The sequence below is a fragment of the Vibrio diabolicus genome, from assembly GCF_011801455.1.
GTDB classification, from domain to species: Bacteria; Pseudomonadota; Gammaproteobacteria; order Enterobacterales; family Vibrionaceae; genus Vibrio; species Vibrio diabolicus.
Window position 1 is genome coordinate 2860412 of sequence record NZ_CP042451.1, and the last position, 13655, is coordinate 2874066.

Consider the following 13655-nt stretch of genomic DNA (forward strand, 5'->3'; position numbering starts at 1 on the left):
CCGACGGGAATTGTTGAAGGTGATTAGTACGACGACGCCGACGAGGAAATGATGAGAAAATTCTATATCTGAATTATGCTCATGAGTTAAATATCATTCACTAAAATATTAGACTCGGCAGAATATTAGATATTTATTACACCACACCTGAGCCGCCACAATGTATACAAGTATCCAGCTCCTCTAATCCATCACCATAACAAGTATGGCATTGGGCAAAAGGCTTATCGTCTTCAGGGTCATATCCAGTACCAGAACAGTTTCTACATTCAATTTCAATATCACCACCAGTTCCATTACAGACAGGGCAAGGGTCTTCTTCAAAATAATCGTCATAATCCTCGATCTCATCATCTGATTCGACCATTGCCTCCAAATCCTTAACACTCAGATAAATCCCATCATGAGTACCGTCCTCAATGGAGCAAAGAGATAAACGTAACAGGTCATACCTTGTATCAATATCAAAATATGGGGAGGTTATATGAGTAAATAGATTATAAGGTTTATCTTTTTTAGGTGATTCATTTAGGTAGTAGCCTTCAAAATCAGGGTTATGAACAACTGTTATAACTCGACCATTTGCAGTGTCAGCGGCGTTTCTAATACTCTCATTGATTGTCCACATTGCATTTTTATTACCATTTTCATTAAACCTAGAATCTAGATCATGTATAGCTATTGCACGTGAACAAAACTGGTTAAATATTTTTATGAACGTTGGAATATTAGCTTTTCCACGACAATTAATCACACAGTGAGACATGGATAAACCGTGCCTTTTTATTTGATCTTGATAAGCTAAGTATTCAGTATCACCTTCAACAAGTATAGATGTGTCATAAAAGAAAAATTCATTGACTGTTGGACAACAACGACCTAAAAACTTTAAATTTTCTTTTTCATCGTCAGAAAATGAAGATTTATCTGTTTGATAATATAGAATATCATTACTTTGATTTGAAACTTTAATGAGAGTCGTATGGTCTTTTGTTAGGTCAATGAATACAGGCGAATGTGTGGTACATATTACTTGCCAACCTTCAAGTTCTGCTAATGCATAAATAGCTTCACATGCTGACCTTATTACTGCGGGATGCATATTGATCTCAGGCTCATCAATCAACAACACTTTGGGCTTACCCGCATCAACTGCTGTACGCCCCCTTTTAAGCAATCCCTGTGAACTTAATGTTTGAATTGCAGCCCAAAGAAATGAACGCTGTACACCCGAACCTTGATTGGATAACGGTGCCGAACTTCCATTATTTTCAAATATGAAACGACTACCTTCTTTTATAGCTTTCTCTGGATCAAACTTCCCCACACCAGCTTCAAAGCTTACGGTCATTCCTGTAAACATTTTACTGACCTCGGATTGAATACTCGTGCTAATTGCAGAGATGTCACCAGATAACTCATTTTCAACTTCTTTAGCTAAAGTATCTATTTCAGCCATTATATTCGCTAACTTAGACTTATCTTGCTTAATTTTTACGGCTGCATTTTTCGATATTAACTCTTTAACAACCTGCTCTAACGCATCTGTACTATCAGTAGGATTGATTCGAACAGGCATAGGTAAACGGCTGCTAAGGATGGTATTCCATCCCCCACCGCCTCCAGCTTTAAAGTCATTTGTTTTGTTACTGAAACTATACTTTTGAGCTTTTTCATCGGCTCGAGACCAAACAAATTTAAATTTTGCACACTCTCCAAACTCTGGATCATCAGCAATAAACCATTCCTGTCCGACACTATCTATATCTGCATCCGATATATCGGTAAATACACCTGTTATTGATATTGGTAATGTATCATTAAGGTTGTGGAAGTAATCTATGGAAAGAGGAGATCCGACTGAATAATATGCCTCATAAGCATCAAGAACTGTTGATTTTCTGCAGTTATTTGGTCCTATCAAAATCACTACATTGTCTATTAATATCTTTACTTCAGATTTTATACCTTTGAAATTTTCGATTAATAATGCTGATAGCTTCATTTCTTATCCTTACAATCTAAGCCAATTTTTTCGCTTAGATTAGATAGACCCAATATAAGCGATATGTAACACTTGATGCTCATATTAATCTTCTCACCGATATGAAACTGTTACCTTAGTCATAAGAGTTATATCAACATTGTCGTCGACGGCGGCACTAGAACAAAAAGTCCGACACCGATGACCAAAGCCACCGATACCGGATGTGTTGATTAAATCAAAGGTTTATCTGAAACCATAATGTAACGCTCTGCATCTCGTCCAAACTTGAAGTAGATGCCATTCGCATTCAAGCTCGATTCTTGCCCCTTAATCTTTGCTGACAACGCCGCTGCACCTTTAGGTAGGTACATGCTTTCTTCAAACTCTTGAAGCTTATTCAGAAGCTCGGAAGGCTTGCCCTTCCACGGCTTACCTCCAGCTTTCTTAAGCAATGCCGTAAAAGCAATAGTTAGACTATCATCTGCCATGCCCGACGCCATCAGCGACTCTACATTCTTCTCGTACACTTTTTGCAGCTTACCCTCTGGAAGTTTCCAGATTTTTTCTAGCGCTCCGATCCATTTGGCGTAGTCCATCATTCGCGCTTCGTGCATCACCTCAACATCAGGCAATACCGCCAACGCTTTGGATGCAAGAGTCAGTAAGGCACCGAATATCTCTGGCATTGATGCTTCTAACTCTGCTTTCAGCTCTTGTTCAGGACGTCGATCACCTTTCTTCATCGGTTCCAAGTTGACTCGGAGGCAACGGGAAGCTAAGTCGGATTCTTTAACAAAATCATGAATACCATTTAATACTAGTGGGCTATGTAGCTCTAGCATCGTCACTTCTGCTGTCTTGTACAGTGTTCGCTTCGTCATGGTTCCCTTGGTAGCTACGGTACAAAGCAAATCACTTTGACGCTTAGTTAGGCTTCTAAGGTTATCAATAACAACTAGCGACATGCCGTTGATGGTCAGAACAAAGTCACTTTGCTTAGGAAAAGCCATCGCTGAGACAGCGCTAGGATCTAACAAGCCACGAAGCACGTTATTACAGAAGAAGCTTTTTCCCGCCCCCTTTTCACCTTGAATCATCAAGATAGGGTAAGGGACACCTTTCGCCTTAGGATGTGCCATTAAGTAAGTCATGTAAGCGACCAGCAAGAAGAAAGTATTCGTGTCCGTATTAATGAACTTTCTCAGCTTTGCCAAGGCTGACTTGGTGTCGTCACATGGCAGCTTAGGCGTAACCATTGGTAACTGAAAGCTCGGTCGCTGAAAATAGAGATTCTCATTACTAGCGGGCATTGTATCCAACACTTCAACACCTTGAGCGCTAAGTTGAGCAATCTGACCGTTCGAGAGGTCAATGGTCACTGTTTCAGCTCCCGGAGCCATACCATATCGAATTTGAGGTTTAATCAACGGCTGCTCATGCTCCCATGCGATAGCTTTGACTTCCTCGAATGCATCTTTCACGTTTTTACCAACCAATCTTAGTTCTACTCGCTTAGCGAACTTACGCAGCATCTGCTCTCCCTTATCAGAAGCCAATGGGATAGCTTGCTTAGACTCTCCGGTATGCTCAATCAAATATGGTGTACGTGACTCGTCCTGCTTAACTACGCTAGGGGTAAACTGTTCTAAGAACTCTGCGAATGCATTTTTATCAGCCATTGTAAAAATCTCCTTTAATACTATTTTTCTTGGGATGGCAGCGTCATTTCGACTGCCACTTTTAAACGAAAACCATTTAGAACATCGGCGGCGGCGTCGGCGAGTGCCTGAGTTGCCGCATCCAATTGGTTTTGAAATTGTGCTTGTTCTAACCTCACCAAGAACGAATCATGGTTGGTGAGTAGAAGTGGAATGTTGGCATCATCAAGACGTAGACAGGCTCGGCGCATAATGTCGGCACCTGTTGCTTGAATCTTCCAATTAGTTAGCGAGAGTTGCCCGTCCAAATCCGAAATGGTGTATTTCCAATCTAAGGAACGAGCGAAGCCTTGATTCCGAATAACATCGGCAGATTTAGTGAGATAGCGGTCAATTGGGTAAATAAGACGAGATAGCTCATTAGACAGGGCTCTAATTCGACTCAAGGCAATACCCAGCTTTTCAGCGAGTGTCCGATAACCGATACCATATAAGCGCCCAATGAGCATTTGCTTACACTGGTCACGGCTAAATTGGCCTCCAACTAACTGAACGATATTTTTGTATATGTCCCCCTTTTGGTACCAATTCATGAGCACCTGACATTGCGCAAAATAAGCAGCAATCATAGGCTCTTGTTGCTGGTAATCTAAAAGGGCATAAACACTGCCTTTAGGTGGGCTTAGTACAGACTTCCAGTACTGCTTAGGGACTTGGTTCAGAGAAGAACCAAGAGCATGATCACGACCTGTTTTAGTATGAAAAGCCGAGACGACTGGACGATACCAATGTCCGGTAGAATCTGTGTTTAATGCTTTAACAATTCCTTGATATTGCTTAGCTACGAATTGGCTTGTACCCGATTTTTTCTGTGAGTACGAACCAATTCGCTTAAGCATTGCAGTACGATTTACTCTAATCGCTTCTCTGCTTTTTAGATGCTCTATATGCCGCGTAATACGACGTTGAACATCCAAAGGTGGCAAGCTCGAAACAGATTTAACCTCTTGTACAATATGGTCAGGTAAGTAACCTTGCGCTGAGTGAGCAAGTAACTGTTTATTCAGCGCATAGGTATGTGGTCCGAGACCATAACGTGCGATTGCGATTCATGCTGCAATATCATCGAAATCCAAATCATCAAGGTCAATCTCATCTTCAATTTCAATTTCTTCCAATTCTTCTAACGGCTCTGGGTCGTCAGAGAAAATTCCATCTTCGGAAGGATCTTTCACTCTTTCAGCGTCGGCGTCGTCATTACTCGCTTGCTTTTGTTCAGTATCTCCGTCGACGACGTCAACGAACTCACCTTTATTTTCCAACAACGCTTGAGCTACAGGATGTTCTAGGGAATCGATGTGATACTCTCCACCAAACGTTTCATCAAAAGCTTTCGCTACAAGAGACATATCAACATCGAATGGGGCAATATCATGCTCAACCGAGTAACTATAGACACCAGCCTCTTTGTTACGTTTTACGGAGATAACCGCACCCTCATCACTCACCTTCACCGCATCTAATTTACTGCGGTTCCAAGAGTTTGAAGGGTTGCTACTCAATAGAACAAAGCGAATATCGTTTTTAGTCGTTTGCAGAACATGAAGCACCTTTTGAGATACTTCTTTTTTTGGTAAGGACTGTGCAACATCGGCATCTACATAATATGTATACTTATATCCTGTCTCGTCATCGTATCGCTCAACCGTAAGCAACTTCTGCACTTCAAACTTAGCCATGAATGGCACACCATCTGACGGCATCATGTTCGACAATGCGTTACTAGGAATCTGCGCTTTGAAGTTAGCTACTTTTTCAGCCTGTGCATTTAGTTTTTCAAATAGACTCATATCATTCTCTCCTAAGTTATCAATAGAAATTAATGCGGTTTAATTCAGCATCGCAATAGGCAGCCATTCAGCTACCCATTAAGTTGCAAAATCAACATTCAAAAGTCGTAGAGCGTTACTTTCCAAATTGTTAAAGAGCCTAATGAACAATGGGTTACCTCTGTCCATGGCTGCTATAACAACACGAAGATTTAAGCTTTTGAAGCTTATGTAAACGAGATGTACAGCGCTAAATTCAAGCTATAAAAAGCGTTCGAAAATGGGTTGAAAAAAAAGAAACATAGCTGGAAGGCTCTAAAAAGCCTTTAAACGAGGGGTGTAAAATTCAACCAGTTAAAAGAATGTAAAATCACGTTACAGATGTTAATTAGCCGCTGTTTTAAGCCTTTTGAGAAGGTACTGTTCGAGAAATTATTTTTTTAAAAGAGTTTTTGTGTGACAAACATCACTTTGAATGCGAGTTATTAGTCAGAGCTAATCTATCTACAACAACAAAAAAAGCAGAGGTTATCCCCTGCTCACCTAGCTTGCCCGTCAATCATCTATAACCTCGTCGGCGACAACACCAATTACGAAGCCAGCTATACCACCGATTAATACGGAATATGGATATGGACCGAATCTAGCTCCGAGAGCAGCACCTATTTTCGCTGCACGAATACCTGTGTTCTTTTTGGATTGGGATGATGATTGTGAAAAGGTTTTGCTTTGCATGTTTGCTCCTTCGGGAAGTAAAGAAGAGCAATACCTATCGATACTGCCCTTAGTGATTTAATGTCCCAACTTACTTAACTGAATCGCATAGATGATTTGCGAAGCTACGAGTCATCATCTGACTTTGGTACTGGTTATTTAGCTTCAATGTATTGAGCCAGAACTCATCCCCATCAACTTCGAATTGCATAAATGCTTTCTGCTCTTGATTGCGGAAATTCACATCACCTTCAATATCCACGAAGATTCGACCCGATTTGGTTTTACCTGATTTCCAAGTTTCATTGGTGAATGCTGAGTCGATCATGTCCCCTATTACGTAAGGGCAACCATCTGGGCTGCCTTCTTTAATTGTCTGGATTGCATCATCTGTATCCGAACTAAATAGACCTGCTGATGCACCAAAGCTAGCTAGAACTAACGCACTGATTAGTAGTTTTTTCATTACTACATTTCCTTATTAGGTTTACTGATTGCAGAATTTGATAGTGATTGTTGTCGGTGTCGTCGGTACGACATCAACGACGATAAATGGAAGGGTTATTTTGTTTTCTTGTCTGCGAGCGCTAATAGCTCTGCTTTTAGTTGTTGGTATTCGTCGCCTAGTACGTGAAGATAAATTGATGATTCGGACTTTTTGGCTAGACCTAAGTCTCTAACTATTGAGGCACAGAAACCTTGGTTATTGGCTGAACCTGAAGGATATAGGGATTTATAGACCTGACTTTTCCACGGGTTATCACCTTGAGATTCGATCAACTGGAACAGTTCGTTAAGTGGAACCCAGTGTTTTGAATGCAATCCTGCCCCACCACTTTGTCCGGCAATTCGAAAATAGAGCTGCTTGTCCTCATTATGTTGAGCAATTTCATAGAGGATTTTTCCTTTGGCCTTTGCTCCTAGTTTGGGTGCTTCACCTGTTTCGAGAATGGTAGAGAATGGATTGCCTTCTGGCGTGGTTTTAGATGTATCAACTCCTGCATTCTTCCTGCTGTTTTTGGCTTGGTTCATAGAAACTCCTTTATTTCATTGAGCTAGAAATAAGAAAGCCCCTACCGGACGAATCCAGTAAGGGCTCTTACAATTCAATAATATAAATTCGTTTTGCTGCTTGTTACGCCTAGGGATTTTTCCTGTCTTTTTCCGGTACTGTTCCTGTCTTTCCAACACAGTTTTCTACATTTTCTCGACGGTGGCGGCGGTGATATAGGTTCGGCGGATTTCCCGTCGGCGACGTCAGTAAAATCATGCGGGTAATCAGGTGATGTGATTTTGCTGGTGGATTTCGGGGTGAGTCGGGGCAGGGTTTCTATGTTGATTGTGCAGTGAGGTTGCGTCAGACCTTCGCTCATAATCGATTGGTCCGCAGTTCAAGTCTGCGAGGGGCCACCAAATTTTGAAAGGCGTAGCAGGTTAGTACCTACTACGTCTTTTTTGTGTCTGCTGACTTTGGGTACAGTTGTGGGTGTAGTAATTCGTTGCTCATATCCTCAACAACTTCAAACTTATCATCTTCCTCGATTCTACCCTCTCTTTCTTTTCGCTTATTACCAATCTTTCTATATAGTCGTAGAAACAAAATGTCTGCTCGCTATTTAAACCATTGACCCTTTTTCGACTTCTGATAGGATGGACATGTAAACGTATGGACGTCTAAAGTAAAAATGGAGTTAGAATGAAAAGTATTTGTCACCTAAAGAAACTAGCTTTGGTTCTCACGGCAGTAGTTGGCTTAAGTGCTTGTGGAGAAAAAGATGGCTCTATCATTAAAGTGGGAGCAACCGTAGGGCCTCATGCTCAAGTAGTTGAAGCAGTAGCGAAGGAAGCAGCGAAGCAAGGCTTGAATGTAGAAGTCATCGAGTTTTCTGATTACGTGACACCCAATGCCGCGCTTAGCGATGGTAGCATCGACATTAACAGCTATCAGCACCAACCATTTTTAGACAACTTCAACAATAGTCATGACGCCCAATTAGTGTCGATTGGTCAATCCATTCTGATGCGCATGGGACTTTATTCTAACAAGTATCGCTCATTGCAAGAGCTTCCAAACAATGCACGCATAGCAATTCCAAACGATCCAACTAATGGTGGTCGCGGTCTATTGCTACTCGCCAATGCAGGTTTAATTGAGCTTAAACAAGGTGTTGGCCACAAAGCCGCCCTAACTGATATTACAAAAAATGCAAAGTCGTTTGAATTTGTCGAGGTAGATGCCGCCCAGTTACCACGAACATTGGATGATGTAGACGCGGCTGCGATCACAATGAACTACGTAATGTCTTCTGGTTTAGACCCGAAGAAACAAAGTATCTATCTTGAAGCAAAAGACGCACCGCTGGCCGTCATGGTCATCGCTACTCGTGACGCAGACAAAAATAATGAAGCGTATAAAAAATTCGTTTCTATTTACCAATCTCAAGCAATTCGTGATTATCTCGATCGTACGTTCAAAGGCACAATAGAAGCAGCTTTTTAATCAATAAAGCAACGAATACTTTGCTCACTAATCAGATAGGAAAGAGGCTGATGTTTCTCATAGCCTCTTCTTTTCACTCCTCACTCAATCGGCTTATTGTCGACTTTCAGCCTCTAATCTCATTGCTAAATAAGCTTGGTCCGCAGAAACCAATTCAGGGCGGTTAATCAACTTCCAAAGGAAGTATGGTGGGATTAAAAATACGACAAAGTAGAGAGATTCATGGAAGAATACATCGGCTATCGCTTGCTGATGCTCCCAGAGTGCCGTCAGTGCAAAGAGCTCTAACATCACACCTAAAACGCCAAAGACGACAGAGACAACAATCGCTAAACCCAGTAGTTCTCTAATAAAGTGCTTGTATGCCATGATACTAATTCCTTCTAGCAGTAAGTCATACTAACTTACGCTCATAAGAAACAAGCCAGCTTGACTATTATCAAACTCCCCTCATCACAGTTAAGAACTTAGTTTTATAAAAAAGGACTTGTATATAACGCCATTGAAGATTGACCTCTCTATCACAATACAATGACATCACTTCTCGACTTTGAGACTAGCCTTTTACATTTATCAGCAGTGTAAACAAGAGATCATAATGAAAAAATATACCTACCCTTTACTTGCCATCTCAGGCGGTCTTTTATTGACGGGCTGTGGTAGCGACGACTCTTCATCCGATACAGAAGCAGCCACTTTTTCTCTCAGCGTTTCCGATGCGCCTGTCGACGATGCCAACAAAGTCGTCTTAGCGTTTAAAGATGTTGTCCTTGTACCATTTGACCCAGAAACTGGCGAACAAACTGGAGAACATATTCTGTTAGATGTTAGTGACAATGGAGCACTACACCAAGTTGATCTAATGGAATATCAGGGAAGTAACGCTAAAACGATCATTAGCGAGCAAGACATCGCTCCTGGTGATTATGCTATGTGTGTGTACGCTAAAGACGGCAAACAATTAAACGATACAACGCTGTCATACGTAGAGAAGACAGACGGCAACATCAAAGGCTTAGTTGTGCCTAGCCGAGGCAGCTGTTTTGGTTTTAAACCAGATACGAGCGATCAAGGTCGCTTGAAGTTTTCGCAAAAAGGTCAGTATGTAAAAGTTCATACTGGTCATAATAGCTATGTTGTCGAGTTTGATTTGCGTAAAGGCCTGGCAGATCCAACAGGCAAAGATTACATGAACATGAACTCTAATGCGGTAAGCTTAGTAAACGCATCAGAATCAGGTCATATCGGTGGTGAAGTCAGTGAAATTCAGTATCAAGCGTGTGAAGCAGACAGTGCAGCATCAAATGCAATAAATGACGTTCCTGCCGTTCACTCAGTCTATCTTTACGCAGGTTCGATGGATCGCTCAACCATGGGCGATATGGGCGCGATGGAACCACTCCAAGCGCCAGTTGCAGTAGCTAACGTGAATGAATCGCAAGACGAAGAAGGTAATACAACCTACAGCTACGAGTTTGGTTACATTGGCCCAGGCACCTACAGTATTGGGTACACCTGTACCGCGTATGTTGATACACCAGATAACCATGAAACATCAGAAGATGGCTTCCTGATTTATCAACATTACACACCTGTTGATGTGGTCGAAGGTGAGCATACAGAGCAAGATATCAATCCTATCCTATAGCTCTCGTCTTATCGAAAGCCGCTCACACGATGAGCGGCTTTTTGACTATTATTTTAATCCGATAAGTAATACTGAACGGTTGAGACCACTCGTACTTTCTTAATGTAAGGCGTGTTGCTATCTCGGTCATAAATCGAGAACTGCCCTTGCGTGGCACGTTTGATCTTACCCAGTGAACTCTGTGAGTCTTTCGCAAACTTTTGCGCCACTTCGCGGGCGTTTTTGGTCGCCTCTTCAATCATGTCTGGCTTTACATCATTTAGCTTAGTAAAGCTGTACTCAATGCGGTTCGCGTACGGGTCCTGATTCAGCAGTACGCCTTGTTTTCCTAGCTCACCAATCTCATTAATTGCCGCTCGAACCACATCAACACTTTGACTATAAACCGTAACGGTCCGCGAGGCTAAATAACGAAACTCGATATCTTGCTCACTCCCGTATTGCTGTGCTTTTCGGTCAATGACAGCAGGAGAAGAAAGGGAAACGCTCGTTTCAGGGAGCCCTTTGGCACTTAAGAAATCCAGAATCAAACGCGTTTGCTGATCGATGTCATCAAACATAGCCCCCATATCATTACTCGCTAAGGTGAACTGAATTGGCCAGATCACTGTATCGGCAGAGTACTCTCGTTCAGACAATCCCTTCACCGTTACCACTCGTTCATAGGCTTTGTATTTGACTGCCGTTTGCTGAATAAAAAAGCCCAATACTCCTAAACCAATTATCAGACACAGCCCGAGCCATATTGACGCTTTATTGGAAATCTTCTCCATTCATCCTCCTAATTTCGCCAAAAGTAACAATTCGTCGTATCGATAACATAGCTCAACTATGGCCAGAAAATGGCGACCTAAAGCCAAGTTTTTGTCATGTCGTTCGAAATGGTGAATAGAATAAATTACAATTGAACAGTGTTTCATTGTGGTTTTTAAGATTATGTTGAAAATAAAATGGCTGGTAGTTCTGAGCGGATTATTTGTCTCAACGGCTTGTTTGAGTACTGACGACTTAGTAATGGATGACAACTCAACACAAGCCCCCCAAGCGGGTATGTGCGATGAAGATCAATGCGAAGGGAAAAGCTTTGATGGTCGCATTCTGCTAGATAATGAGCCGACCAAACAGGTCTTGAGCTCACTAGAAAGTCTCGGTGAAACGCTCAACTCTCTGAGTATCCTGATGTTTGCTGGCGACAAAACGTAACGCTAATACGTCCCTATCCCCTCGCCTTTGGTCAACAAAGCTTCACCAGTTTGTCACCAAAGGCTCATGGATTTGCCTCTGAACTGTCATCTGTAATTTCTACTATCCGATCAGCCACTTGTATGCTGAGGTAAATATGGATAGTTCAACCCCTTTTCGTCTCCCTCGTAAAACGCCGTTCGGCATTGGTGAAAACGTTGCAGAATGGGCAACGGGTTTAAGTCAGCTCGATAAATTCTACGCCCAACGCCCCGTGAATGCGGATACCAAAACTTTCTTGCGATTTACGCTGGATATTTTGGGGATCGACTATCGCATTGCCCATGGTTCGCTCGACGCAGTGCCAAAGCAAGGCGCAACCGTCATTGTGGCGAATCACCCTCTCGGTTGTGTTGAAGGCGTGATTCTCGCCGAGCTACTATTGATGATACGAGACGATATCCAAATTTTAGCGAATCAGTACCTAAAAACCGTACCAGAGCTCGACCAACTTTTTATTGGTGTCGACGTATTCGAAGGCAAAGACGCCGTCAAATCGAATATGAAGGCCCTCAGAGCAGCCAACAAACACCTTGCGAATGGCGGCTTGTTATTGGTTTTCCCTGCGGGTGAAGTGTCGCAGTTGGTGGATGCCAAACAACAGCGTTTAGAAGACAAAGAATGGAGCCGCAGTGTCAGTGCGTTAATTCGTAAGAACAAAGCCGCCACTGTTCCCGTCTTCATTCGTGGGCAGAACTCAAAACGCTTCTACATGGCAGGTAAAATCCACCCTCTTTTACGCACCTTGATGTTAGGAAGAGAGCTGCTCAACAAGAGCGCAAAAACCATTGAGTTGTCCTTTGGGCAAGCAATCAAGTTTAAAGAACTCAATAACCTCAATGATGATCAGATCGTCAATTATCTAAGGCTCAACACCTATCTGCTTAACCGCGATGTAAGTGCCACTCAGAAAACGGTCTCAGACAATGATCTCTTACCTATTGCGGCAGGGTTACCCATAGGCCAATTGCTTGAAGAGCTGCACAGCTTACCGACAGAAACCCAATTGCTTCAAAATGGCGAGTTCGACGTGTATTGCGCCAGCGCGCAGCAGATCCCATCTCTCCTGCATGAAATTGGCCGCTTGCGAGAACATAATTTCCGTCAAGTTGGCGAAGGGACTGGACAAGCGATAGACATCGATCATTTCGATCATGATTACCTGCACCTATTTGTTTGGGATCGTGAGAACCAATGCATGGTAGGTGCTTACCGTCTTGGATTAGTTGATCAATTATTGGCGAAATATGGCGTAGAAGGATTGTATTCGCGCACCTTGTTCAACTATGACCAACGCTTTCTCGATCAAATGGGTAAGTCGATTGAAATGGGTCGTTCTGTGATTGCCGAGCAATATCAAAAAAGCATGAGTGCCCTACTCTTACTCTGGAAAGGCATAGCGACTTTTGTCCATCAACATCCCGAATACACGCACTTATTTGGCCCAGTGAGCATCAGCAACGATTACAGCCATACCGCGCGTCAGTTGCTGGCACAATCAATGACCCTACACCACTACGACAACGACTGCGCCGAATACGTCACTCCGTCAAATCCACTGCCAGAAACCAACTTAAACTGGAATACCAGCATGCTAACCGCATTGGGAGACTTACAGTTGCTATCTCGCGTGATCGCTCGAATTGACGAAGGCAAAGGCGTTCCGGTATTACTACGCCAATATTTGAGTTTGAATGGTAAGTTGGTGTGTTTTAACGTCGATCCGGCGTTTAACAACGCACTGGATGGATTGATTATGGTGAATTTACGCGATGTACCTGAGAAAACGCTTGCACGTTATATGGGCAGCGAAAACGCGCGCGAGTATTTAGCTCTAAACCATTAACCGTCGTCGGAGGTATCGCGCTGCTCAAAATCGCTCTAAACAACACAACGCGAGCAGCGTGATGCGTTATTTACCCATAAGACATTAAAAACAAAGTGTTTAGTTAAACTCATAGCAAAAAGGCCAGTCATCTCAAGCTTTAATCCACAAAACGCCAACATCGCACAAACGTTCACGTTATAAACTTTCACAAAACCTCAAAATGGTCATAGTTCACACTTTCAAACAAAC

At 42.5% G+C, this 13655-nt stretch carries 13 protein-coding genes; 4 read left to right on the top strand and 9 right to left on the bottom strand.

Going from position 1 to position 13655, the window contains the following annotated elements:
- Positions 1-136: 136 nt before the first annotated feature.
- From FR741_RS13480 to FR741_RS13510, 7 genes are all read right to left on the bottom strand, one after another.
- Positions 137-2005 carry an ATP-dependent nuclease gene (locus tag FR741_RS13480; RefSeq protein ID WP_167426939.1) on the bottom strand — a complete coding sequence of 623 codons (1869 nt, stop codon included), beginning with the start codon at positions 2003-2005 and terminating at the stop codon, positions 137-139.
- Between the two features lie 212 nt (positions 2006-2217).
- Positions 2218-3666 carry an ATP-binding protein gene (locus FR741_RS13485; protein ID WP_167426940.1) on the bottom strand — a complete coding sequence of 483 codons (1449 nt, stop codon included), beginning with the start codon at positions 3664-3666 and terminating at the stop codon, positions 2218-2220.
- Positions 3667-3686: 20 nt separating this feature from the next.
- Positions 3687-4544, bottom strand: a complete 858-nt coding sequence (locus tag FR741_RS13490) for a DNA polymerase (protein WP_167426941.1) — start codon at positions 4542-4544, stop codon at positions 3687-3689.
- Between the two features lie 210 nt (positions 4545-4754).
- On the bottom strand, positions 4755-5495 hold the full coding sequence (locus FR741_RS13495; RefSeq protein ID WP_167426942.1) for a hypothetical protein: 741 nt from the start codon (positions 5493-5495) through the stop codon (positions 4755-4757).
- Between the two features lie 534 nt (positions 5496-6029).
- Positions 6030-6209 (bottom strand): hypothetical protein, encoded by a 180-nt coding sequence (locus FR741_RS13500; protein WP_140319866.1) that lies wholly within the window; start codon positions 6207-6209, stop codon positions 6030-6032.
- A 70-nt stretch (positions 6210-6279) separates the two neighbouring features.
- Positions 6280-6654 carry a hypothetical protein gene (locus FR741_RS13505; RefSeq protein ID WP_025536544.1) on the bottom strand — a complete coding sequence of 125 codons (375 nt, stop codon included), beginning with the start codon at positions 6652-6654 and terminating at the stop codon, positions 6280-6282.
- A gap of 95 nt (positions 6655-6749) precedes the next feature.
- Complete coding sequence (locus FR741_RS13510) at positions 6750-7220, bottom strand: hypothetical protein (protein ID WP_167426943.1); 471 nt, start codon at positions 7218-7220, stop codon at positions 6750-6752.
- 664 nt (positions 7221-7884) lie between these two features.
- Here FR741_RS13510 and FR741_RS13515 point away from each other — a divergent pair.
- Complete coding sequence (locus FR741_RS13515) at positions 7885-8688, top strand: MetQ/NlpA family ABC transporter substrate-binding protein (RefSeq protein WP_167426944.1); 804 nt, start codon at positions 7885-7887, stop codon at positions 8686-8688.
- 93 nt (positions 8689-8781) lie between these two features.
- On the opposite strand, the gene FR741_RS13520 is transcribed toward FR741_RS13515, so the two are convergent.
- A complete protein-coding gene (locus tag FR741_RS13520; protein ID WP_048626615.1) occupies positions 8782-9057 on the bottom strand; it encodes a hypothetical protein in 276 nt (91 codons plus the stop codon).
- Between the two features lie 229 nt (positions 9058-9286).
- Here FR741_RS13520 and FR741_RS13525 point away from each other — a divergent pair, with 229 nt between their 5' ends.
- Positions 9287-10336, top strand: coding sequence for a DUF4382 domain-containing protein (locus FR741_RS13525; protein WP_065644976.1), 1050 nt, complete (start codon positions 9287-9289; stop codon positions 10334-10336).
- Positions 10337-10389: 53 nt separating this feature from the next.
- Here the strand turns inward: FR741_RS13525 and FR741_RS13530 are convergent, their stop codons facing one another.
- Positions 10390-11109, bottom strand: a complete 720-nt coding sequence (locus FR741_RS13530; RefSeq protein ID WP_005392213.1) for an SIMPL domain-containing protein — start codon at positions 11107-11109, stop codon at positions 10390-10392.
- 163 nt (positions 11110-11272) lie between these two features.
- Here FR741_RS13530 and FR741_RS13535 point away from each other — a divergent pair, with 163 nt between their 5' ends.
- Together FR741_RS13535 and FR741_RS13540 are read left to right on the top strand one after the other, a co-directional pair.
- The gene (locus FR741_RS13535; protein WP_031780245.1) at positions 11273-11539 is read left to right on the top strand and encodes a hypothetical protein; all 267 of its coding nucleotides are present in this window, start codon (positions 11273-11275) and stop codon (positions 11537-11539) included.
- A 136-nt stretch (positions 11540-11675) separates the two neighbouring features.
- The gene (locus tag FR741_RS13540; RefSeq protein WP_167426945.1) at positions 11676-13424 is read left to right on the top strand and encodes a lysophospholipid acyltransferase family protein; all 1749 of its coding nucleotides are present in this window, start codon (positions 11676-11678) and stop codon (positions 13422-13424) included.
- Positions 13425-13655: the final 231 nt, after the last annotated feature.